Source organism: Frateuria aurantia DSM 6220 (assembly GCF_000242255.2).
Classification (GTDB): domain Bacteria; phylum Pseudomonadota; class Gammaproteobacteria; order Xanthomonadales; family Rhodanobacteraceae; genus Frateuria; species Frateuria aurantia.
On sequence record NC_017033.1, the window covers coordinates 2,781,368 to 2,804,098 of the forward strand.

The 22,731-nt window shown below is 64.1% G+C and carries 16 protein-coding genes; 7 read left to right on the forward strand and 9 right to left on the reverse strand.

Annotated features, from left to right (window positions below; all coding sequences use genetic code 11):
• Position 1: 1 nt before the first annotated feature.
• The 3 genes from ileS to murJ all read right to left on the reverse strand — a co-directional run bounded on the left by ileS (position 2) and on the right by murJ (position 5,657).
• The gene (ileS, locus tag FRAAU_RS12915; protein WP_014403955.1) at positions 2 to 2,851 is read right to left on the reverse strand and encodes an isoleucine--tRNA ligase; all 2,850 of its coding nucleotides are present in this window, start codon (positions 2,849 to 2,851) and stop codon (positions 2 to 4) included.
• Between the two features lie 63 nt (positions 2,852 to 2,914).
• Positions 2,915 to 3,871 (reverse strand): bifunctional riboflavin kinase/FAD synthetase, encoded by a 957-nt coding sequence (locus tag FRAAU_RS12920; RefSeq protein WP_014403956.1) that lies wholly within the window; start codon positions 3,869 to 3,871, stop codon positions 2,915 to 2,917.
• A 178-nt stretch (positions 3,872 to 4,049) separates the two neighbouring features.
• The gene (gene murJ / locus FRAAU_RS12925) at positions 4,050 to 5,657 is read right to left on the reverse strand and encodes a murein biosynthesis integral membrane protein MurJ (RefSeq protein ID WP_041270584.1); all 1,608 of its coding nucleotides are present in this window, start codon (positions 5,655 to 5,657) and stop codon (positions 4,050 to 4,052) included.
• 247 nt (positions 5,658 to 5,904) lie between these two features.
• On the opposite strand from murJ, the gene rpsT reads away from it, so the two are divergent.
• Entirely contained in the window at positions 5,905 to 6,168 is a 264-nt protein-coding gene (gene rpsT / locus FRAAU_RS12930) for a 30S ribosomal protein S20 (RefSeq protein WP_014403958.1), read from the forward strand.
• Between the two features lie 149 nt (positions 6,169 to 6,317).
• On the opposite strand, the gene FRAAU_RS12935 is transcribed toward rpsT, so the two are convergent.
• Positions 6,318 to 7,193: a siderophore-interacting protein gene (locus tag FRAAU_RS12935; protein ID WP_014403959.1), complete on the reverse strand. Its 876-nt coding sequence runs from the start codon at positions 7,191 to 7,193 to the stop codon at positions 6,318 to 6,320.
• 292 nt (positions 7,194 to 7,485) lie between these two features.
• Between FRAAU_RS12935 and FRAAU_RS12940 the strand changes: the two genes are divergently transcribed.
• The 5 genes from FRAAU_RS12940 (at position 7,486) to FRAAU_RS12960 (ending at position 15,013) form a co-directional block, all read left to right on the forward strand.
• Positions 7,486 to 9,048, forward strand: a complete 1,563-nt coding sequence (locus FRAAU_RS12940; RefSeq protein ID WP_041271142.1) for a pyridoxal phosphate-dependent decarboxylase family protein — start codon at positions 7,486 to 7,488, stop codon at positions 9,046 to 9,048.
• Complete coding sequence (locus FRAAU_RS12945) at positions 9,045 to 10,394, forward strand: lysine N(6)-hydroxylase/L-ornithine N(5)-oxygenase family protein (RefSeq protein ID WP_014403961.1); 1,350 nt, start codon at positions 9,045 to 9,047, stop codon at positions 10,392 to 10,394. Before FRAAU_RS12940 ends, FRAAU_RS12945 begins: the two co-directional genes overlap by 4 nt.
• An 89-nt stretch (positions 10,395 to 10,483) precedes the next feature.
• Entirely contained in the window at positions 10,484 to 11,014 is a 531-nt protein-coding gene (locus FRAAU_RS12950) for a GNAT family N-acetyltransferase (protein ID WP_041270585.1), read from the forward strand.
• Positions 11,011 to 12,861, forward strand: coding sequence for an IucA/IucC family protein (locus tag FRAAU_RS12955; protein WP_014403963.1), 1,851 nt, complete (start codon positions 11,011 to 11,013; stop codon positions 12,859 to 12,861). The genes FRAAU_RS12950 and FRAAU_RS12955 overlap by 4 nt, the downstream gene beginning before the upstream one ends.
• Positions 12,854 to 15,013 (forward strand): TonB-dependent siderophore receptor, encoded by a 2,160-nt coding sequence (locus FRAAU_RS12960; RefSeq protein ID WP_014403964.1) that lies wholly within the window; start codon positions 12,854 to 12,856, stop codon positions 15,011 to 15,013. The genes FRAAU_RS12955 and FRAAU_RS12960 overlap by 8 nt, the downstream gene beginning before the upstream one ends.
• Positions 15,014 to 15,085: 72 nt before the next feature.
• Here the strand turns inward: FRAAU_RS12960 and cgtA are convergent, their stop codons facing one another.
• The 4 genes from cgtA to FRAAU_RS12980 all read right to left on the reverse strand — a co-directional run bounded on the left by cgtA (position 15,086) and on the right by FRAAU_RS12980 (position 17,717).
• Positions 15,086 to 16,153, reverse strand: a complete 1,068-nt coding sequence (cgtA, locus tag FRAAU_RS12965; protein ID WP_014403965.1) for an Obg family GTPase CgtA — start codon at positions 16,151 to 16,153, stop codon at positions 15,086 to 15,088.
• 150 nt (positions 16,154 to 16,303) lie between these two features.
• The gene (gene rpmA / locus FRAAU_RS12970; protein ID WP_014403966.1) at positions 16,304 to 16,561 is read right to left on the reverse strand and encodes a 50S ribosomal protein L27; all 258 of its coding nucleotides are present in this window, start codon (positions 16,559 to 16,561) and stop codon (positions 16,304 to 16,306) included.
• Between the two features lie 34 nt (positions 16,562 to 16,595).
• Positions 16,596 to 16,910: a 50S ribosomal protein L21 gene (rplU, locus tag FRAAU_RS12975; protein ID WP_014403967.1), complete on the reverse strand. Its 315-nt coding sequence runs from the start codon at positions 16,908 to 16,910 to the stop codon at positions 16,596 to 16,598.
• 99 nt (positions 16,911 to 17,009) lie between these two features.
• Positions 17,010 to 17,717, reverse strand: coding sequence for a DUF2059 domain-containing protein (locus FRAAU_RS12980; RefSeq protein WP_014403968.1), 708 nt, complete (start codon positions 17,715 to 17,717; stop codon positions 17,010 to 17,012).
• Between the two features lie 216 nt (positions 17,718 to 17,933).
• Between FRAAU_RS12980 and uvrA the strand changes: the two genes are divergently transcribed.
• Entirely contained in the window at positions 17,934 to 20,900 is a 2,967-nt protein-coding gene (uvrA, locus tag FRAAU_RS12985) for an excinuclease ABC subunit UvrA (protein ID WP_014403969.1), read from the forward strand.
• A gap of 61 nt (positions 20,901 to 20,961) precedes the next feature.
• Here the strand turns inward: uvrA and poxB are convergent, their stop codons facing one another.
• Positions 20,962 to 22,695, reverse strand: coding sequence for a ubiquinone-dependent pyruvate dehydrogenase (poxB, locus tag FRAAU_RS12990; RefSeq protein WP_014403970.1), 1,734 nt, complete (start codon positions 22,693 to 22,695; stop codon positions 20,962 to 20,964).
• Positions 22,696 to 22,731: the final 36 nt, after the last annotated feature.

Below are 22,731 nucleotides of genomic sequence, written 5' to 3' on the forward strand. Positions count from 1 at the left end.
CTTAGAACCAGACCCGGGTTTCGCCATCCCCGGCGACATTGTCCACGCAACGACCGCACAGCTCGGGATGATCGGCATGCTGACCGACATCCGGACGCTGGTGCCAGCAGCGCACGCACTTGGCGTCGGTATTGACGCTGGCTGCCAGACTGGCACTGCCCTGGCTCAGCAGCACGGCCTCGCCACCAGTTACGCCCTCGGCCTGGATACGCACATCGGAGGTGATGAAGAAGAAGCGCAGTTCGGGCACGGCCTCGGCGTAACGCTCCAGCCAATCGGCGTCGACCTGCAGATCCAGGGTGGCCTGCAGCGAGGCACCGACCTCGCCGGCCTTGCGCATGCCTTCCAGCACCTTGGAGCCAGTTTCGCGCAGGGCCAGCAGATCATTCCACCAGGCCCGCTGCGCGTCACTGCCCTGCACGGCGTCCAGACCGTCATACCAGGTCTCGAACAGCACGCTCTCGTCACGCTCGCCGGGCATGCAGGCCCAGACTTCCTCGGCGGTAAAAGTCAGGATCGGTGCCAGCCACCGTACCAGGGCCTGCAGGATGCGGTACATGGCGCTCTGCGCGCTGCGCCGTCCCAGGCTGTCGGTCGGCATGGTGTACAGCCGGTCCTTGGTGATGTCCAGATAGAAACTGCCCAGCTCGTTGGTGCAGTAGTTCTGCACCCGCTGCACCACGTCGGAAAAATCGTAGCGCTCGTAGGCCGCGGTCACCGCCTGCTGCACATCATGGGCCTGGGTGATCGCCCACTGGTCCAGCTTGACGCCGGCTTCGGGCGGCAGCAGATGCTGCGCCGGATCGAAGCCGTCCAGATTGCCCAGCAGGAAGCGGCAGGTGTTGCGGATCCGGCGATAGGTATCGGCGACGCGCTTCAGGATCTCGTCGGACAGCGACATTTCCTGGCGGTAGTCGGTGGAGGCCACCCACAGGCGCAAGATATCGGCGCCCATCTTGTTGACGATGTCCTGCGGCTCGATGCCGTTGCCCAGCGACTTGGACATCTTGCGACCTTCGGCATCGACGGTGAAACCGTGGGTCAGCAGCGCCTTGTAGGGCGGCCGGCCGTCCAGCATCGAGGCGGTCAGCAAGGAGGAATGGAACCAGCCGCGATGCTGGTCCGAGCCTTCCAGATACAGATCGGCCGGAAAGGTCATGGTGTCGGCGTGGGAGCCGCGCAACACATGCCAGTGGGTGGTGCCGGAATCGAACCACACATCCAGCGTATCGCGGTTCTTCTCGTATTGCTCGGCCTCGTCACCCAGCAGCTCGCGCGGATCCAGACTTTGCCAGGCTTCGATACCTCCGACCTCCACCCGGCGAGCCACTTCTTCCAGCAGCTCGACGCTGCGCGGATGCAAGGCACCGGTTTCCTTGTTCAGGAAAAACGCCATCGGAACGCCCCACTGGCGCTGCCGCGACAGGGTCCAGTCAGGACGGTCCGCAATCATGTTGTACAGCCGCTGCTTGCCCCAGGCCGGATAGAACTTGGTGGCCTCGACGCCTTCCAGCGCGACTTCGCGCAGGGTCTTGCCGCCGTCGGCCGGGACCTTATCCATGCCGGCGAACCACTGCGAGGTGGCGCGGTAGATGATCGGGGTCTTGTGGCGCCAGCAGTGCATATAGCTGTGGGCGTGGCGGGTCTGGCGCAGCAGCGAGCCGGCGGCGTCCAGTGCCTTGATGATCTGCGGATTGGCCTCCCAGATCATCAGACCGCCGAACAGCGGCAGGCCGGGGACATAATGACCGTCCCCCATCACCGGGCTGATGATCTCGTCATCGGTCAGACCGTGGGCCTTGCAGGACTGGAAATCTTCCACGCCATAGGCCGGCGCCGAATGGACGATGCCGGTACCGGTATCCAGGGTGACATAGTCGGCCAGATAGATCGGCGAAGTGCGGGCATAGCCCGGGTCGGCCGCATACAGCGGATGACGGAAACGCAGCTCGGACAGCGCCGCACCCGGCGCCGAAGCAATCACTTCGCCACTGAGGCCGTAGTCGGCCAGGCAGGTCTCGACCCGGTCACGAGCCAGCAGCAGCAAGCCACGCTCGGTGCTGACCAGACTGTATTCGAATTCGGGATGGACATTCAGGGCCTGATTGGCCGGCAGGGTCCAGGGAGTGGTGGTCCAGATCACGATCTGGCCCGTCGCGGCCGGCAGTTCGGCCAGGCCGAAAGCCTTGGCCACCGCCTGCGGATCGTCGAAGGCAAAGCCGACATCGACGGTGCTGTCGGTGCGGTCGTGGTATTCGACTTCGGCCTCGGCCAGCGCCGAACCGCAGTCGAAACACCAGTTGACCGGCTTCAGACCACGGTAGATATAGCCCTTCTTCAGCAGCTCGGCCAGAGCCCGCAATTCTCCGGCCTCGTTGACCGGATTCATGGTCAGATAGGGGTTCTTCCAGTCGGCCAGCACGCCCAGACGCTGGAAATCGCCCTTCTGGCGGTCCACCTGCTGCTGGGCATAGGCACGAGCCTTGGACAGCACTTCAGCCGTGGGCAGGCCTTTGCCGTACTGCTTTTCGATCTGGATCTCGATCGGCATGCCATGGCAGTCCCAGCCCGGCACGTAGGGCGCATGGAAGCCGGCCATCACCTTGGACTTGACCACTACGTCCTTGAGGATCTTGTTGATCGCGTGGCCGAGATGGATCACGCCGTTGGCATAGGGCGGACCGTCATGCAGCAGGAACACCGGACGCGAACGGGTGCGCGCCTGGATCTGGGCATAGCGATCGACCTCGCTCCACTGCGCCAGCCAGCCGGGCTCGCGCTTGGGCAGGTCACCGCGCATCGGGAAGGCCGTCTGCGGCAGATTGATCGTGCTTTTGTAGTCCATGCTCATGCTTGCAACCGTTGTGGTCGATCCGGGCGCCGGGGACCGGCCCAGCGCCGCCCCGTCGAGGAATCAGGAATTGATCAAAATCGGGCTCATGCCCAACACTTCGCGGGCGGCCTTTTCATCCAGGCGCATCTGCACCTTGAGGGCGTCGAGTCCGTCGAATTTCTCTTCATTGCGCAATTTGGCGACAAACTCAACTGCGATGCGACGACCGTACAGGTCACCGCTGAAGTCGAACAGGTGTGCTTCCAGCAGCGGCTCAGCCACTTCGTTGACGGTCGGGCGCACGCCAAGGCTGGCAACCCCCGGCCAGCTGCAGGGCCCGTCGCCCACTCCGATCCGCACCGCGAAAATGCCCTGGATCGGACTGACCCGACGCCGCAGATGCACATTGGCCGTGGGATAGCCCAAGGTCCGTCCCAGCTGCTGACCACGCTCGACCCGGCCGGCGATGACAAAAGGCCGGCCCAGCAGCTTGGCCGCACCCTGAAAGTTTCCGTCCTGCAAGGCCTGGCGGATCTGTGTGGAGGAAATGCGCTCGCCGGCCAGACTCACGGTCGGCAACGCCTGCGCCACAAAACCCAACTCGGCGCCAAGCTGCTGCAGCAAGGCCAGATCCCCATGCCTGCCATGGCCGAAACGGAAACCTTCGCCCACCCAGACTTCGCGGGCATTCAAGCGTCCGACCAGAATCTGGCGAACAAAGGTTTCGGCCGACATCTCGCGCAGTTCGCGATTGAAGCGCAGCATCAGCCCGGTTTCGATACCTACTCCGGACATGCTGTCGATCCGCTCGCGCAAGGTCGACAGGCGCGCCACCGGAGTCGTCGAGAAAAAAGCACGGGGCAGCGGCTCGAAACTGATGGCCGCCGCCACGAGCCCTCGTTCGTCCGCACGTCGGCGGACCAGGGCCAGCAGCGCCTGATGACCACGATGCAGACCATCGAAAACTCCGATGGCCACCACACTTCCGGCGGGCGCCAGCGACGATCCCGCAATGTCACGCTGCAACCGCAAAGTCATGCGTGGAGACCCACTCCAGCGCCCAGCGGCATGCCTGCGGGCCGGACTCGCGTCGCCCCCGGGATGCCGCCTGCGGCCATGAATAAGTAAAAAAACCGAGCCATCACATCAGTATAGCCCCATAACCTGCCCAGACAACGATATTCGGTTGCCGGCGGCCGATCACAAGCCTGCGCCCTCATTGCCCCTTCAACTCGCGCAGTCGAAAGCCCATCGCCAGCAAGGTCGCCCCGTAAGTCGCCGCGCCGGCACCTACCAGAGCCAGCAGATGCAGGCCGCGCACCAGCCAGGAAGCGCCATCCCAGCCCGACCACAGCCAGCGCCCCAGCAGCAGGACCAGCACCATCGTCGCACTGGCCGTGGCCAGCCGCAGCAGATGTCGCCGCCAACCCGGCTGCAGCGCGTAGACGCCGGACTTTTTCAGACTGCGCCACAACAGGCCAAGATTCAGGTAGCTGGCCACCGCACTGGCCAGGCCCAGAGCCAGATGCAGACCGGGCACCTGGGTCAGGCCGAGCCGCCATGATTGATGCAAGAGCGCCGACGGTGCCCAGCACACAAACAGTACGGCGAGGAACAGCAGGTTCAGGCCCATATTGGCCACCATCGAGGCTACCCCTGCGCGAACCGGGGTACGGGTGTCCTGGCGTGCATAAAAGGCCGGCAGCAGCACCTTGACCAGCGCAAAGGCCGGCAGGCCGAAGCTGAGCGCCGAAATCGACAGCGTCGTCATCTGGCTCTGAAAGGCATGGAAATGCCCGTACTGGAACAAGGTTGTCACCAACGGCCGGGCCAGCAGCAGCAATCCGAACATCGCCGGCACTGCGATCAGGGTGGCCGTGCGCAGCCCCCAGTCCAGCGCCCGCGAGAAACCCTCATGATCGGTACTGACATGATGCCGCGACAAGGCCGGCAGGATCACCGTACCCAAGGCCACTCCGAACACGCCCAGCGGCAGCTCCAGAAACCGGTCGGCCTGGGACAGGAAGCTCTGCGAGCCCGTCATCAGAAACGAGGCGATCACGGTATCCAGCAGCAGATTGACCTGAGCGACCGAGGAGCCGAACAGCGTCGGCACCATCAGCTTCATGATCTTGCGGACCTGGGCATGGCCCCAGCCCCAGCGGGGGCGCACCAGCAAGCCCAGCCTGGCCAGCCCGGGCATCAGAAACAGCAGCTGCAGCACACCGGCGACCAGAATGGCCCAGCCCATGGCCAGAATCGGCGTATGCAGCCGCGGCGCCAGCCACAGCGCCGCGGCGATCATGCACAGGTTCAGGATCACGGGCACCAAGGCCGGCATCGCGAAACGCTGATAACTGTTGAGGGCCCCGCCGGCCAGCGCCGTCAAGGACACGAACAACAGAAACGGAAAGGTCAGCCGCAGCAATTCCACGGTCAGGCCGAAGCGCTCCGGATGCTCCAGCGCGCCGGGCGTAAACAGCCCGACCACCTGCGGGGCGAAGATCACGCCCAGCGCCACCACGATCAGCAACACTCCGCCCAGCGCCCCCTGCACCCGGCCCATCAGCGCTTTCAGATCGGCTTCGCTGCCGCGTTCCTTGACCTCGGTAAACACCGGCACAAAGGCAGTCGAAAACGAACCCTCGGCAAACAGGCGGCGCATGAAGTTCGGAATCCGGAACGCCACCCAGAAGGCATCGGTGGCCGCGCTGGCGCCAAAGGCATAGCTGATGGACTGGTCACGGACCAGGCCCAGCACCCGCGAAATCATCGTCATGCTGCTGAAAGACAGCAGACCACGGAGCATGGAATGGGATTTCATCTGGATTTCATGGATAATCGGAAAACTGCACGGCGGACAACGCACCCCTCCGAAACTGGAGCCGGTACCGGTTGAGACCGCTTAGTCTGCCAGCGATCGGACCACAAAGGGTGGCCTGATCATGGCAGACGCAGATACCGACCGCAGCCAGCCGCCGATCCGTCGCCAAGCACTTGACGCGAGGCGATTTCGGGCAGATAATTTCGGTCTTTTTTAAATCCAGCCCAACCGATTTCGGAGTTCTACCTTGGCCAACATCAAGTCCGCGAAGAAGCGCGCGCGCCAGTCCGAGCAGCGCCGCCTGCGCAACGTGAGCGCCCGTTCCATGGTGCGCACCGCACTCAAGAAGGTCATCAAGGCCATCGAAGCCAAAGACAAGGCAGCCGCCACGGCCGCTTTTGCCGATGCGCAGCCGGTCATGGATCGTTACGCCGCTCGCGGTCTGATCCACAAGAACAAGGCTGCCCGTCACAAGAGCCGTCTGAACGCCAAGATCCGCGAACTGGCCTGAGGCCGGTTTTCGTGCCGGACGGTTTCCGATAGCCTCGGATACCGGCTCGGCGCGATGCGTTCAGCGCGAGCTGATCTGCAGTGATCGACCCGAAGACCGGCGCAAGCCGGTCTTTTTCGTGTGTCCGCACGGCGACACCGGCACGGCATTCAGGACTGGGCACGCCCTCTCCGCCAATACCCCATGCAGCTGATGGCCTGGCGAGCCAGGCCCGCATCGATCCACTGCCTCCGCAGTGTCGAGACCAGACCGGCCTCCGCGGCCATCCAGACATAATCGGCGCCACCGCCGGGCACCGCCAGTTCCCATATGGGCATCTCCCCTGCCTCGCGGTTGTCCACTACCCGCGGCAGCGGCCGGCCCAGGCTGGCTGCCAACGCAGCCTGCAAGGCATCGCCATAAGCACGCTGCCGCCGCCCGAGATGGCGCGGATACCAATAGACCTCGGCCCCCTGGCCCAGCGGCAACTGCAGCTGGTCGTCGACTTCGGGAACCTCCAGCAAGGCGGTCAGCTGGACGCCTGAAGCCATCTGAGACAGCGACTCGATGATGGCCGCGGCTGCCGGCAGCCCGCATTCATCCGCCAACAGCCATATCCGCTCCGCCTCGGGCGGCAGGCGCCAGGTATAACCACGCCCCCAGCGAGCCTGCAACGGGGCATACAGCACCAGTGCATCACCGACTCCGGCCCGCTGCGCCCAGCAGGAGGCCGGGCCTTGATCACCATGCAGGGCGAAGTCGATCACCACGGCGGACCGGGAAGGCTCGACGGCGCGCACCGTGAATGTCCGCATCGGCAGCCGCTGGCTCGACGGCTGCGCCAGATAGCGCGCATACCAGTCCTCGCCGCGCGGCAGGCCGGCCAAGGCTGACGGTGTCGAGGGGAAAAAGACTTTCAGATACAGATCCGGGGCCGGATGACTGATCTGATCCAGCGCCTCGCCTCCCAGCACGAAGCGGCGCAGCGACGACGACAGACACTGCCGCTCGAGCACCGATACATCGAAGAAACGATAGCCATCCATGCATCGCGGCCTCCCTGCTGACACCGATTTCACAAAAATACTATTGACACTCATTCTCATCCACACCAAGGTGGATTCGCAAGCCGCCTACGCCGTTGCCGCCTGCCCGCACGCCAGGCCAGCCCATGCCAGAACATCGCCATGCCCGCAGGAATGATCGACGTCCATGCGTCCACTCCATCCAGGGAGATCACGCATGGCCTGTCACCTGCCGGCTGATCAAGCACGACCCATCCTCCGCCGCCTGACTTCCGGCCAGGCCTCCGACGGACCTGCTCCCGGAAACGCCTTGATGAAGACGAATGCATGTCTCGATCCGGACCTCCCGCCACCGGCTCCTGCTCTGGTCGCCGACGCACTGCTCGATCGGCAGGGACTGGACACTTACCAGGCCGCGCTGACCGCCGCCATCGGCATGGTGACCCGGCAATGGAGCAGCCTGCAAGCGCCCTGCCACGGCATCAGCCGACCTTCACTGCAGGCGATGATCGACCGCGTCGATCTGGACAGCCCCCTGGGCGACCTGCAGGCCGCCATGCACGAGGCCGGTGGCCTTTATCTGCACGAAGCCATGTATTTCCACCATCCGCACTACCTGGCCCATCTGAATTGCCCGGTACTGGTGGCCCCGCTGGCGGCTGAAGTGATCCTGTCCGCCGTCAATTCATCCATGGATACTTGGGACCAGAGCCTGGGCGCCAGCCTGATCGAACAGAAGCTGATGCATTGGACCGCCAACCGTTGCGGCCTGCCGCCGGCGCAGGCCGACGGGGTGATGACCAGCGGCGGCAGCCAGTCGAATCTGATGGCGATGCTGCTGGCCCGCGATATGGCCGCCGCACGGCTCGAACCACGCGCCCCGGTCCGGCGCCACGGGTTGCCGGAGTCGTTCCGGCGCATGCGGATCCTGGCCGCCGACACCACTCATTTCAGCATCCACAAGGCCGCCGCCCTGCTCGGCCTGGGCGAGCGCGCAGTGATCGAGATCGCCACCGACGACCAGGGCCGGTTGACTCCGGTGGCCGTCGAACAGGCGCTCGCCCATTGCCGGGAGCGTGCCTGGATCCCCATCGTGCTGGCAGCCACCGCCGGCACCACCGATATGGGCAGCATCGACCCGCTGCCCGAGCTGGCCGATATCTGCCGACGGCATGCACTGCGTCTGCATGTGGATGCCGCCTATGGCGGCGGCCTGCTGGCATCGCCACACCATCGCCAGCGACTGGCCGGCATCGAAGCGGCCGACTCGATCACCATCGATTATCACAAGTCCTGGTTCCAGCCGGTCAGCTGCAGTGCCTTTCTGGTCCGCGAGCGCCGCGACTGGGAATGGCTGACCTGGCATGCCGATTACCTCAATCCGGCCAGCCAGATCCGGCCCGGCTGTCCCAACCTCGTCGACAAGAGCCTGCAGACCACCCGGCGTTTCGATGCCTTCAAATTGTGGCTGAGCCTGCGTGGCCCCGGCCCGGAAGCCATCGGCCAGCTGTTCGACCAGGTGATCGAGCTGGCTGGCCACTGCCACCAATGGCTGCGGCAGCAAGACGATATCCAGCTGGCCACTTCACAGCCGCCCATGCTCAGCACCCTGCTGTTCCGCTACTGCCCGGCCGGCATGCATGACGAAGCGGCCATCGACCGGCTGAACCAGCGCATCCGCGAGGCTCTGCTGGCTTCCGGAGAAGCCGTGCTGGGCGGTACCCGTCGGCGGCGGCGTCATTATCTGAAATTCACCCTGCTCAATCCCCGAACCACACTGGCTGACCTGCAGCAGATCCTGACGCTGATCCGGCACCATGCCGGAAACCTGTCGACCAACGACCAGCCTCTGGCTGCCGGACCTCCAGACGCATGAATGCCGACGCGACCACGATCCACGACTTCGCCGGCATCGGCATCGGCCCCTTCAATCTGGGACTGGCCTGCCTGACCCGGCCGATTCCCGAGCTGCAAGGCCTGTTTCTGGACCAACGACCGGACTTCGACTGGCACCCCGGCCTGATGCTGCCGGGCACCACCTTGCAGACCCCGTTTCTGGCCGATCTGGTCAGCCTGGCCGATCCCACCCATCCCTTGAGTTTCCTCAATTACCTGAAACGGCATCAGCGGCTCTACCCCTTCTATATCCGCGAGGATTTCTTCGTGCTGCGCCGTGAATACAACCAGTATTGCCAGTGGGCCGCCCAGCAATGCCCGCAGCTGCGCTTCGGCCATGCCCTGCAGTCGGTCAGCCACGAAGCGGCACGCGGTCTGTATCGGCTGCAGGGCATGGCACGCGAACCGGGATCAACCACCGCCACGGCTTTCGACTTCCTGGCCCGGCGGCTGGTGCTCGGCATCGGCAGCGAGCCCTGGCTGCCGGCCTGCTGCCGGCCCTGGGCCGGACACCTGAGCCACAGCGCGGACTATCTGTCCCACAAGGCCGCACTGCAGCGGCGCTCGCACATCACGATTGTCGGCGGTGGCCAGAGTGCCGCGGAAATCTTCCATGACCTGCTGCAGGAACAACCGGCCCATGGCTACCGGCTGACCTGGCTGACCCGCTCGCCGCGCTTCGTGCCGCTGGAGTACACCCGGCTGACCCTGGAAATGACGTCTCCGGACTACATCGACTATTTTCATGCCCTGCCGGAGACGACCCGGGATCATCTGCTGGCCGGGCAAAGCCATTTGTACAAGGCCATCAATGCCAGCCTGATCAATGCCATCTACAAGCTGATGTACCAGCACAGCGTCGAAGGCCTGAGCGCCCCCTGCCTGCTGACCGGTACCGAGCTGCGTGAGTGTCGACATGATCCGGCAACCAAGAGATTCCACTTGCAGCTGTGGCAGCGCGAGAGCGGACAAGGCTTCTCTCTGGACACCGAAGGCCTGGTGCTGGCCACCGGCTACCGCCCACGTCATGCCGACTTCCTGGCACCGATCGAAGACCGTATCGCCCGTGACAGCCAGGGCCGCTATCAGGTTGCCCGCAATTACAGCGTCGATCATCAGGGCGACGAAATCTTCGTGCAGAATGCCGCCTTGCACAGCCATGGCCTGGCCAGCCCGGATCTGGGCATGGCCTGCCACCACAACACCTGCATCATCGAGGCCATGCTGGGGCGGCCCTGGTACCCCGTCGAGCCGCGGATTGCCTATCAGACCTTCGGTCCGCTCGTTCCAGCCGATCACGGCATACCGGCAGGGCCGCCCGCATGAACTCGCCGATCCTCCTCCCGCCGTCGTCTCGAGAGGTTTTGGTCCGGATTCCAGCCCTGAGCAGCCACGTCTCGGCGGACGGGTTTTCCTTGCGCCCCATCCAGCCGGAGGCTGATGCCGACTGGCTGCATGACTGGCTGCATCGCGACTATGCCCGCTTCTGGGGGCTGGGCCAGGCTTCGCCGGACGAGATCCGCAAGGTCTACCAGACCCTCCAGGACTCGGACCACAGTCGCGCCTATCTTGGTCGACGGGATGGTCGGCCGGCCTTTCTGCTGGAACATTATCTGCCGTCGCTGAGTGCTCTGGGCGGGCATTACCCGGTGCGTACCGGCGATCATGGCATCCATTTCGCACTGGCCCCGGTGCAGAAGCCGCGCCACGGTTTCAGCATCGAAGCGCTGCTGGCCATTCTGGAAATCATCTTCCGCGACACCCATGCCCGCCGCGTGGTAGTGGAACCGGACATCCGCAATCTCAAGATCCATATCCTCAATTTCCGGGCAGGCTTCCGCTACGTCGGGCTGCTGAAACTCGCCGACAAGAACGCCTGTCTCGGCTTCTGCAGCCGCCGCCAGTTCCAGGCAGCTCGCCAACGCCATCAAGAGGCCTGCCCATGACCAAAGACGCTGCCATGGACGGCTCATCCACCGCGACCAGCATCCGCCACCTCGATCCGGCGCACTGGGAGATGGCCAATCGTCAGCTGCTGGCCAAGGCACTGGCCGAGTTCAGCCACGAAGACCTGCTGCATCCCTTGCCGTCGACGGCAGGCTCGTCAGGTGACGAATACCGTCTCGGCACTCCCGACGGGCTCGTTCTGTATCGCTTCCGCGCCCGACGCTACGCACTGGCCCACTGGCGGGTCGATCCGGCCTCGCTGTGCAGGACAAAAGCCGGGCAGACCGCACCGATCGAACTGATGGAGTTCCTGCTGGAATTCCGGGAGATGCTCGGCCTAGGGCCCGAAGTGCTGCCCGTCTATATGGAAGAAATCAGCAGCACCCTGGCCGCCGCCTGCTATCAGCTGGAATACCCGGCCCTGGATGCACCCGCCCTGGCCATGGCCGATTTCCAGAGCATCGAGGCCGGCATGCGTGAAGGCCATCCGGCCTTTGTCGCCAATCACGGCCGTGTCGGCTTCGGACTGGATGACCATCAACGGTATGCGCCGGAGAGCGCTCGCCCGCAGTCCTTGCTGTGGCTGGCCGTGCATCGGCGCCATGCGCGCTTTGATGCCATTGCCGGACTCGATCATGCCAGCTTGCTGCTGCAGGAGCTGGGCCCGGAAACCATCCGGCGTTTCAGCCGCCAGTTGCAGTCCGCCGGCAGCGAAGCCGGAGACTATCTGTGGATGCCGGTGCATCCCTGGCAGTGGCAGCACAAGATCGCCACCGCCTTCGCCGCCGATATCGCCCGGCGTGACATCATTCCGCTGGGCCTGGGCGAGGATCGCTACCAGGCCCAGCAATCGATCCGGACCTGGTTCAACCGCAGCCATCCGCAGCGCGCCTACGTCAAGACGGCCTTGTCCATCCTCAATATGGGCTTTATGCGTGGTCTGTCCGCCGAATACATGGTCAGCACACCGGCCATCAACCAATGGCTGGCCCGCCTGATCCATCAGGATCCGGTGCTGCGCCAACTGGAGTTCGATATCCTCAGAGAGGTCGCTGCCATCGGCTATCGACAGCCGCAATACCAGCAGGCCACGTCGGCGGGATCAGCTTATCGCAAGATGCTGGCCGCCTTGTGGCGGGAAAGTCCGGTGCCGCGCCTGCAAGCCGGCCAGCGACTGATGACGATGGCGGCACTGCTGCATCTGGATCGCCATGGCCAGTCGCTGCTCGCCGCTCTGGTGCAAGCCTCCGGCCTGACCCCGGAAGCGTGGCTGGAAAGTTATCTGCATGCCTGGCTAAGCCCCCTGCTGCACTGTTTCTTCGCCTACGGGCTGGTCTTCATGCCCCACGGGGAGAACGTGATTCTGGTGCTGGAACAGCACGCGGTATGCCGGATCTGGATGAAGGATATCGGCGAGGAGATCGCGGTCATGGATCCGGAACAGATCCTGCCTCCTGCGGTGCAGCGGATCGCCGTGCAAGTACCGGACGCCTTGCAGCCCTTGTCGATCTTCACCGATATGCTGGACGGATTTCTGCGCTTCATGGCACCGATCATGGACGTCCATCTCGACTACCCTGAAGACCGTTTCTGGACGGCCGTCGCCAACTGCGTCCATCGCTACCAGCAGGCGCATCCCGAGCGGGCCGCTCGCTTTGCGGCCAGTGATCTGTTTGTACCGCAGTTTCCGCGCTCCTGCCTGAACCGTCTGCAATTGAGGAACAACCTCCAGATGGTCGACCTCGCCGATCCGGCGGGCAGCCTGCAGCTGGCCGGTCAATTGCCCAACCCGATAGCGGGGATCCGCCCGCCGTCACCTGCCCCGGGAGTCCCAGTTCATGGATAGATCTGCAAGCCCCCAGACCCGACGACATCACCACCTGCTGAGCCTGCTGGCCGTGCTGCTGGCCAGCCAGGGCACGGCGGCGGAAACCAAGGTCGAGAACCCGACCGAACGTCCCGCGGCCAGCCGCAAGGCGCCTCGCCTGGAAACGATCGACGTGCTCGGCCATGTGCACAGCTATGTCGCCACCGACAGCGAGGCCGCGACCAAGACCCCCACGCCGCTGCTGGAAACCCCGCAGACCGTGTCGGTGATCACCCGTCAGCAGATGGATGACCAGGGCATCCAGAACCTGGGCGACGCCCTGCTGTATACCGCCGGCACTTTTACCGGCCTGGTCGGTTCAGCCACCCGCTTCGACTATGTGGCCTTGCGCGGCTTCAACGATGGCGAGACCGACAATACCGTGATGGATGGCCTGAAGCTGCTCAGTGATGCCGGCGGCTACAGTTCGATGCAGGTGGATCCCTATTTTCTGGAACGGGTCGATGTATTCCGTGGCCCGAGTTCAGTGCTGTATGGTCGTGCCTCGCCCGGTGGTCTGGTCGCCCTGACCAGCAAGCAGCCACTGGATCGGGCCTATCATGAATTTGAAATCGGCTACGGCACGCAAGGCCAGAAACGCGTCGGCTTCGACCTGTCCGGACCGCTGGATCGCGACCACAAGCTCACCTACCGCCTGAGCGGGCTGTACCGCTATACGCATACCCAGACCCACCATGTCCGCAGCGAGCGGCAGGCGCTGATGCCGCAGATCCGCTACCAGTTCACGCCCGATACCAGTCTCGGCCTGCAGGCGATCCTGCAGAACGATCCCAGCGGCGGTCAGCACGGCGGCCTGCCCGCCGATGCCACCATCAACCGGGATCACAACGGACGGCGCATCTCCCGGCACTTCTTTGATGGCGACGCCGCCCAGGACCAGTTCGTCCGCAAGCAGCGGATGTTCGGCTACAGCTTCAACCATCGTTTCAATGATCACTGGTCGATCCAGCAGAATTTCCGCTATCTGCGCTCGCACGTGAACATGAAGCAGGTCTACGGATTCGGCTGGCTCGCCCCGGACAGCCCTGAACTGCTGCGCTACTACTCGGGGGCCGATGAAAGGCTGCGGGCCTATACCCTGGATACCCATGTACTGGGGCAGTTCGATACCGGCCAGGTCGGCCATACCCTGTTGGCCGGCTTCGATTACCAGCAACGTCACAATACCGGCTTCTGGCCCTCGGGTCTGGCCGACCCCATCAATCCCTTCCAGCCCAGCTACGGGAGGCCCAATGTCGAGATCCTCGGCGCCACGCCGGTGCTGCGGCGACTGCGCCAGACCGGCGTGTATCTGCAGGATCAACTGGTCTGGAAGCGCTGGCATCTGCTGCTGAGCCTGCGCCATGACCAGGCCCAGGTCCGCAACGGCGAGGACACGGCATCCAGCTTGAACCAGGGCAAGCTGAGCAGGCGCGGCGGCCTGCTGTATCTGTTCAAGAACGGGCTGGCACCTTATGCCAGTTACAGCGAGTCCTTCAGCCCCAATGCCCTCAGCGGCGAAGATGGCCGCCTGCTGCCCTTGAGTTCCAGCAAGCAGCGCGAATTCGGCCTGAAATATCAGCCGCCGGGCCAGCCCTTCCTGATGACCCTCGCCGCCTACGATCTGCTGCAGCACCATGTCGGTGCGCGGATCATGAATACCAGCTATTACCAAGCGGCCGGCACCATCCGTTCACGCGGACTGGAATGGGAGACCCATGCCCGGCTGAGCCGGCAATGGTCACTGATCGGCAGCTATACCTGGACCCGTATGCACTATGTGAACGGTGCCGACCGCGGGCATATCCCGTATCAGGCACCGCACCAGATGGCCTCGGTCTGGGCCCAGTATGTGTCGGACTTCGGGCTGAAGGCAGGAGCCGGTGTGCGCTATGTCGGGCACAGCTGGGCCGACAGCGCCAATACCCAGGTGGTGCCGAACTATACCCTGGCCGATCTGTCACTGGGTTATGACTTCGGCCGAGCCGACAGCCGCTGGCGCGGACTCAGTGCCCAGCTGACGCTGCGCAATCTGACCAACAAGACCTATGTGGCCTCCTGCGCCGCGCTCAACTTCTGCTACTACGGCGAAGAGCGAAACATCATGGCCAATCTGCGCTACCAGTTCTGAATCGCAGGCCCAATAAAAAGGCCGGGCGTTGCCACCCGGCCTCTCCTGCGTTTCATCGCTCGCCGTGCAAGATCAGCCCTGGGGCAACCCGGCCACTGCGTCGGCCTCGGCCGCAGCCTCTTCTTCACGCAGACGTGCTTCTTCGAAGAAACGCTGGGCCTGCTGACAGACTTCCAGCGTACCCTCCCGTGAAATCGCCGAAATCAGGAACCAGGGACGGCTCCAGCCCAGCTGGGCAATGATATCCGCGGCGACCTGCTCGCGCTCCTCGACCGGCAAGGCGTCGGCCTTGTTCAGCACCAGCCAGCGGGGACGGTCCAGCAGCTCGGGATCGAACTTGCTCAGCTCTTCCTCGATGGCGCGGATCTGCTCCACCGGATCGGTGCCATCGATGGGCGCGACATCCACCAGATGCAGCAGCAGGCTGGTACGGGCGACATGACGCAGAAACTGGATGCCCAGGCCGGCACCGTCGGCCGCGCCTTCGATCAGACCGGGAATATCGGCCACCACGAAGCTCTGGTCCGTGCCCAGCCGGACCACGCCCAGATTGGGATGCAATGTCGTGAAGGGATAATCGGCCACTCGCGGCGTGGCCGCGGACACGGCACGGATAAAGGTCGACTTGCCGGCATTGGGGAAGCCCAGCAGACCGACGTCGGCCAGCAGCTTCAGTTCCAGCCGCAATTCGCGGATCTCGCCAGGCGTGCCCGGGGTTGCCTTGCGCGGGGCGCGATTGACCGAGCTCTTGAAATGGATGTTGCCCAGACCGCCCTTGCCGCCCTGGGCGACCAGCAGGCGCTGGCCTTTTTCGGTCAGATCGCCGATCTGCTCGTCGGTATCGACATTGTAGATCACGGTACCGACCGGCACCCGGATGATGGTGTCCTCGCCACCGCGGCCGTACATCTGGCTGCCCATGCCGCCCTGGCCACGCTTGGCCTTGAACATGCGCTGGTGCCGGAAATCGACCAGAGTATTGAGGCCTTCGTCGGCCACCAGCCAGATGGAGCCGCCGTTGCCGCCATCACCGCCATCGGGACCGCCGAAGGGAATGAATTTCTCGCGGCGGAAGCTGATGCAGCCATTGCCGCCATCGCCGGCGCGAACTGTGATGACTGCTTCGTCGACAAATTTCATGGGAATATCCGACGCGTCTGGCGCATCATAAAAGTATGGGCATCATAACCGAAGCATCGGTTCGGGAGCCCCCGACCGGGCCACCGCGTGCCGGTGGCTGAAATGAAAAGCCCCGCCGTAGCGGGGCTCTGCGTCGATGTCGTGACGGCCTCAGGCCGCGACGACCTCGACGAACTTGCGGTTGTTTTCACCGCGGGTCTTGAATTCCACCTTGCCGCCGATCAGGGCGAACAGGGTGTGGTCACGACCCAGGCCCACGCCGACGCCGGCATGGAACTTGGTGCCGCGCTGACGGACGATGATGTTGCCGGCTTCGACAGCCTGGCCACCATAGATCTTCACGCCGAGATACTTGGGGTTCGAGTCGCGACCGTTGCGGCTGGAACCTACGCCTTTCTTATGTGCCATGAGTATTTACTCCAATGATGACCGGAAGGTCTGATCAGCCGGCGATGCCGGTGATCTCGACTTCGGTGAAATGTTGACGGTGGCCCTGCTGCTTGCGCGAGTGCTTGCGGCGACGGAACTTGATGATGCGGATCTTGTCGGCACGACCATGCTTGCGGATCGTGGCGGTCACGGTGGCACCGGCCACCAGGGGCGCGCCAACGGTGACGGATTCGCCGGTACCGACCATCAGCACCTGGTCGAACTGGATGCTGGCGCCTTCTTCGGCGTTCAGCAGTTCAATGCGCAGGATGTCGCCCTGCTGCACGCGGTACTGCTTGCCACCGGTCTTGATAACTGCATAACTCATGGGGATGTCCCTTCTGTCGTTCTTCTTAGAGTGATTCGCATGAAGCGAACCGAGGATGGTAGCAGAGTTCGCGTTTTCGCGTCAAACCGCCCCCAACCTTCAATTTCCTGACGTGGTCTTGGTCGCGGCAGTCGCCGTCGGCTTGGGTTTGGACTTGACCGGATGACTGGTCTTGGTGACCGGCTTGTGCGTGCTTGCCTTGACCGCTTTTCTGGATTTGACCGGGCTGGTCCGTCGATGATGCAGACGGCGGCGGCTGACGGCGTGCCGGTGGGCGCCGGGCGCGGCTGCCGAAGCTGCGGTATCCGGCGTCAGCGGCGGCACGATCGGCGGCGGCTCGCTGCCCGGGCATTTGCCATTGGCGGCCAGCTTGCCCTCGCTCTGCAACTGCGTCTGCATCTGCTCGGTGCGCTGCCGTGCCCAGGCCTGATTCACCTGTGCCGCCTCGTTCAAGGCCTGCGGCATCACCGTCAGCATCTTGCGACCCAGATCGGTCGCATAGAAGCGGTTCAGTCCGGCGATATCATCGGCCGTGAAGTGCCGCTGGTAGATCGGCACCATCTTGGCGATCAGCGCCTCGCTGGACGGACCGTCCACGAAATTCTGCCAGTAGCTGCCCGGAATGCAGGGCTCCTGCTGGTGCATCATCAAGGCCATCTGGGTATTCATTTGCTGCAAGGTCTGCGGCAGACCAATGGTTTGCAGCAATTGGCGCACCTGTTGCTCGCTGGGCGTCGCGGCAAACGAGAGCTGAACTGCCATCGCCGCAGCCACTCCGGCCGTCAGCTTCAACCACCTGTCCATCATGCGTCGTGTTCTCCATACCCGGCATGCGCCGGCCGCCTTCCAGTGGGCGGAAACCCGCGGCCATGCATCTGGAGGCAACCGTCGCATCGGGCGGCCCGATGCCACCCTTGTAAGGTATCCGACGATAGTAATCGCCCCGGCCCCGGGCGGGAACCAGTCTCAATCCCTGAGACCGGACTTGGTATAGTGCGTGTTTAGATCACGACCGGTTGGACGATGGATCAGATTCGCATTCGTGGCGCACGCACCCACAACCTGAAGAACATCGATCTGGACCTGCCCCGCGACAAGCTTATTGTCATTACCGGGCTGTCGGGTTCAGGCAAGTCATCTCTGGCTTTCGACACGATTTACGCCGAAGGCCAGCGCCGCTACGTCGAGTCGCTCTCGGCCTATGCGCGGCAGTTCCTGTCGATGATGGAGAAGCCCGACGTCGACACCATCGAAGGCCTGTCGCCGGCCATTTCGATCGAGCAGAAGTCGACCTCGCACAATCCGCGCTCGACGGTCGGCACCATCACCGAGATCTACGATTACCTGCGTCTGCTGTACGCCCGCGTGGGCACTCCGCGCTGTCCTGACCACGATATCCCGCTGGAAGCGCAGACCGTCAGCCAGATGGTGGATACCACCCTGGCTCTGGATCCGGACAAGCGCTACATGCTGCTGGCCCCGGTCATCCGCGAACGCAAGGGCGAACACGTCCAGGTCTTCGAGCAGCTGCGGGCCCAGGGCTTCGTGCGGGCCCGGGTCGATGGCCATGTCCACGATCTGGATGCCGTGCCGCCGCTGTCGCTCCGCCAGAAGCACACCATCGAGGCCGTGATCGACCGGTTCCGTCCCCGCGAAGACATCAAGCAGCGCCTGGCCGAATCCTTCGAGACCGCGCTGCGACTGGGCGAAGGTCTGGTGATTCTGGCCGACATGGATGAACCCTCGGCCCCCGAGCAGCTTTTCTCTTCCAGCTACGCCTGCCCGATCTGCGATTATTCGCTGCCGGAACTCGAGCCGCGGCTGTTTTCCTTCAATTCGCCGATGGGCGCCTGCCCCAGCTGCGACGGTCTGGGCGTGACCCAGGTCTTCGATCCCCACCGGGTGGTCGGCCATCCCGAGCTGAGTCTGGCCAGCGGCGCAATCCGCGGCTGGGACCGTCGCAACGCGCATTATTTCCAGCTGATCCTGTCGCTGGCCGCGCATTACGATTTCGATGTCGACACGCCGTGGCGCGAACTGCCCGACCCGGTGCGCCAGGCCGTGCTGCACGGCAGCGGCAAGCAGAAGATCGCCTTCCGCTATCTGACCGAACGCGGCGGCAAGGTCAGTCGCGAGCACACCTTCGAAGGCATCGTGCCCAATCTCGAGCGTCGCTATCGCGAAACGGACTCGGCTTCGATCCGCGAGGAACTGGCCAAATACATCAGCGACCGGCCCTGCCCGGCCTGCGACGGTCAGCGCCTGAACCGCGCCGCCCGGCATGTCTTCGTCGCCGACCGTTCGCTGCCCGAACTGACCCGTCGCTCCATCGATGCCGCCCTGGCCTTTTTCGAAACCCTCAGCCTGCAGGGCTGGCGCGGCGAGATCGCGGTCAAGATCGTCAAGGAAATCCGCGAGCGGCTGAGCTTTCTCAACAATGTCGGCCTGAATTATCTGACCCTGGATCGCCAGGCCGATACCTTGTCGGGTGGCGAAGCCCAGCGGATCCGGCTGGCCTCGCAGATCGGCGCCGGTCTGGTCGGGGTCATGTACGTGCTGGACGAGCCATCCATCGGCCTGCACCAGCGCGACAACGAACGCCTGCTGGGCACCTTGATCCACCTGCGGGATCTGGGCAATACCGTGATCGTGGTCGAGCACGACGAGGATGCGATCCGCGCCGCGGATCATGTGCTGGATATCGGTCCCGGCGCCGGCGTCCACGGCGGCGAGATTACCGCCCAGGGCACCCTGCAGGACATTCTGGCCTCGCCCCGCTCGGTGACTGGCCAGTATCTGTCCGGCCAGCGCCGGATCGAAGTGCCGACCGAACGCCGCCAGCCCATCGACGATGCCTCCTGGCTGAAGATCAAGGGCGCCAGCGGCAACAATCTGCAGAACGTCGACCTGGCCATTCCGGCCGGCCTGCTGACCTGCATCACCGGTGTCTCCGGTTCAGGCAAGTCGACCTTGATCAATGACACCTTGTTCCGCATCGCCGCCACTGAACTCAACGGCGCCAACGCGATTGCGGCACCCTATACCGCGGTCAGCGGGCTGGACCTGTTCGACAAGGTGGTCGATATCGACCAGTCGCCCATCGGCCGCACCCCGCGCTCAAACCCGGCGACCTATACCGGGCTGTTCACGCCCCTGCGCGAGATGTTTGCCCAGGTGCCCGAAGCGCGTGCCCGCGGCTATACCGCCGGCCGATTCAGCTTCAATGTCCGCGGCGGCCGCTGCGAAGCCTGCGAGGGCGACGGCCTGATCAAGGTGGAAATGCACTTTCTGCCGGATGTGTACGTGCCCTGCGATGTCTGCCACGGCAAGCGCTACAACCGCGAAACCCTGGACATTCTCTACAAGGGCCACACCATCGCCGACGTGCTGGACATGACGGTGGAGGATGCCTACCACCTGCTGGAAAACATCCCGACCATCGCCCGCAAACTCGATACCCTGCGCGCCGTGGGTCTGGACTACATCAAGCTGGGCCAGAGCGCGACCACGCTGTCGGGCGGCGAGGCGCAGCGGGTCAAGCTGTCCAAGGAACTGTCCAAGCGCGATACCGGCCGCACCTTGTACATTCTGGACGAGCCCACCACCGGCCTGCATTTCCATGATATCGAGCAGCTGCTGGACGTGCTGCACCAGCTGGCCGACCAGGGCAATACCGTCGTCGTGATCGAGCACAATCTGGACGTGATCAAGACCGCCGACTGGCTGGTGGATCTGGGCCCCGAGGGCGGCTCCGGCGGTGGCCGGATTCTGGTAGCCGGCACCCCGGAAACCGTGGCAGCCACGCCCGAATCCTATACCGGCCGGTTTCTGGCGCCGTATCTGGATGCACCGGCAAGTGCCGTCTCCGCCAAAACCAAGAGCAGGCCCAAGACGGGCGGGAAGCAGGCCGCAACGGCCGCCGAGCCGGTGGCCACGACCACCGCCAAGGCCAAGGCGACGGGCAAGAGTACGGCCAAGTCCCGACGCTGAAAGCATTGGCCGGATCCTTGAAGGTACAAGGATCCGGCCGAGCGCTCATCGCGAAACCCTCTCAGCGCCGGAACAGATTGCTGCGGGCCAGCTCGATCAACTCGTCGCCGCGCCCGTTCATGACGGTCTTCAGCGCCCACAGGCTGAAACCCTTGACCTGCTCGGCCTTGATCCTGGGCGGCATCGAGAGTTCCTGCCGGTCGGTGACCACGTCGACCAAGGCCGGACCGTCATGCTCGAAGGCCTCGCGCAGCCCCTGCTCCAGCGCATCGGGATGCTCGATCCGGACCCCGAAGATGCCGGCGGCACGGGCGATCGCCGAAAAGTCCGGGTTCTGCAGCTCCACCCCGGTGGGAATAAAACCCGAGGCCTTCATTTCCAGCTCGACAAAGCCCAGGGTCCCGTTGTTGATCACCACGATCTTGACCGGCAGCTTTTCCTGTACCAGGGTCAGCAGATCGCCCATCAACATGGCCAGACCGCCATCGCCAGACAGACTGACCACCTGCCGCTCGCGATCCACCAGCTGCGCGCCGATGGCCTGTGGCAAGGCATTGGCCATCGAGCCATGGACAAACGAACCCAGCAGCCGGCGCTGGCCGTTCATCCGCAGATAGCGGGCGGCCCAGATCGTCGGCGTACCGACATCGCAGGTGAACACCGCATCCTCATGCGCCAGCTCGCTGACCAGCCTGGCCACGAACTGGGGGTGGATCGGCGTACGACCATTGTCACGGGTGGCCAGATCATCCAGCCCTTGTCTGGCTTTCTCGTAGTGCCGCCTGGCCTGTTGCAGATGACTGTCATCGGCCTGCGGCTGCAGCAAGGGCTGCAGCAGCCGCAGGCTGGATCTGACGTCGCCGACCAGGGCCAGATCCACCGCGCAGCGCCGGCCCAGATGCTCGGGTCGGATATCGATCTGGGCGATGGTCGCTCCTTCGGGGAAAAACTGCCGATACGGAAAGTCGGTGCCCAGCAGGAGTACGGTGTCGGCATCCATCAAGGCCTGATAGCCCGAACTGAAACCGATCAGTCCGGTCATGCCGACATCGTAGGGATTGTCCCATTCCACATGCTCCTTGCCACCCAGCGCATGCACGATGGGCGCCTGCAGGGTGGCCGCCAGCTGCACCAGCTCGGCGTGGGCGCCGGCACAGCCGCGGCCGGCGAACAAGGTGATCCTGCGGCTTTCCGACAGCAGTGCGGCCAGCTGTTTCAGCGCCGCCTGTGGCGGCACCACCAGCGGCGTCACCGGCAACAGGCCGGTTGCCGGCATCGCCGCGCCTTCGACCTCGGCCAGAGCGATATTGCCGGGAATCACCAGCACGGCCACGCCACGTTTGCCTACCGCCACCCGGATCGCGGTCGCCACCGCGCGCTGGATCTGTTCCGGCGTGCTGATCAGTTCGCAGTAATGCGAGCACTCCTTGAACAGCTGCTCGGGATGGGTCTCCTGGAAGTAGCCGCTGCCGATTTCCGATTGCGGAATATGCGCGGCAATCGCCAGCACCGGCGCACCGCTGCGATGGGCATCGAACAGCCCGTTGATCAGATGCAGGTTGCCCGGCCCGCAGGAACCGGCACAGACCGCCAGCGCGCCGGTCAGCTGGGCCTCGGCACCCGCCGCGAAAGCCGCCGCTTCTTCATGCCGGTAATGCACCCAAGGGACCTTGCGCTCTCTCAGGGCCTCGGTGACACCATTCAGACTGTCGCCCACCAGTCCGTGAATGCGCTTGACACCCGCTTCCACCAGAGACTGCACCAATACATCTGCCACATGCTGCTTGTGCGCCATATCGACCTCGTTGATCTGCCAAAGACGAAGCGGCCG

Bases quoted from the DNA above. Each gene is read 5' to 3' on its own strand.
- ileS (WP_014403955.1), bottom strand. From the start codon at position 2,851: ATGAGCATGGACTACAAAAGCACGATCAATCTGCCGCAGACGGCCTTC.
- FRAAU_RS12920 (WP_014403956.1), bottom strand. From the start codon at position 3,871: ATGACTTTGCGGTTGCAGCGTGACATTGCGGGATCGTCGCTGGCGCCC.
- murJ (WP_041270584.1), bottom strand. From the start codon at position 5,657: ATGAAATCCCATTCCATGCTCCGTGGTCTGCTGTCTTTCAGCAGCATG.
- FRAAU_RS12935 (WP_014403959.1), bottom strand. From the start codon at position 7,193: ATGGATGGCTATCGTTTCTTCGATGTATCGGTGCTCGAGCGGCAGTGT.
- FRAAU_RS12940 (WP_041271142.1), top strand. From the start codon at position 7,486: ATGAAGACGAATGCATGTCTCGATCCGGACCTCCCGCCACCGGCTCCT.
- FRAAU_RS12945 (WP_014403961.1), top strand. From the start codon at position 9,045: ATGAATGCCGACGCGACCACGATCCACGACTTCGCCGGCATCGGCATC.
- FRAAU_RS12955 (WP_014403963.1), top strand. From the start codon at position 11,011: ATGACCAAAGACGCTGCCATGGACGGCTCATCCACCGCGACCAGCATC.
- FRAAU_RS12960 (WP_014403964.1), top strand. From the start codon at position 12,854: ATGGATAGATCTGCAAGCCCCCAGACCCGACGACATCACCACCTGCTG.
- cgtA (WP_014403965.1), bottom strand. From the start codon at position 16,153: ATGAAATTTGTCGACGAAGCAGTCATCACAGTTCGCGCCGGCGATGGC.
- rpmA (WP_014403966.1), bottom strand. From the start codon at position 16,561: ATGGCACATAAGAAAGGCGTAGGTTCCAGCCGCAACGGTCGCGACTCG.
- rplU (WP_014403967.1), bottom strand. From the start codon at position 16,910: ATGAGTTATGCAGTTATCAAGACCGGTGGCAAGCAGTACCGCGTGCAG.
- FRAAU_RS12980 (WP_014403968.1), bottom strand. From the start codon at position 17,717: ATGATGGACAGGTGGTTGAAGCTGACGGCCGGAGTGGCTGCGGCGATG.
- uvrA (WP_014403969.1), top strand. From the start codon at position 17,934: ATGGATCAGATTCGCATTCGTGGCGCACGCACCCACAACCTGAAGAAC.
- poxB (WP_014403970.1), bottom strand. From the start codon at position 22,695: ATGGCGCACAAGCAGCATGTGGCAGATGTATTGGTGCAGTCTCTGGTG.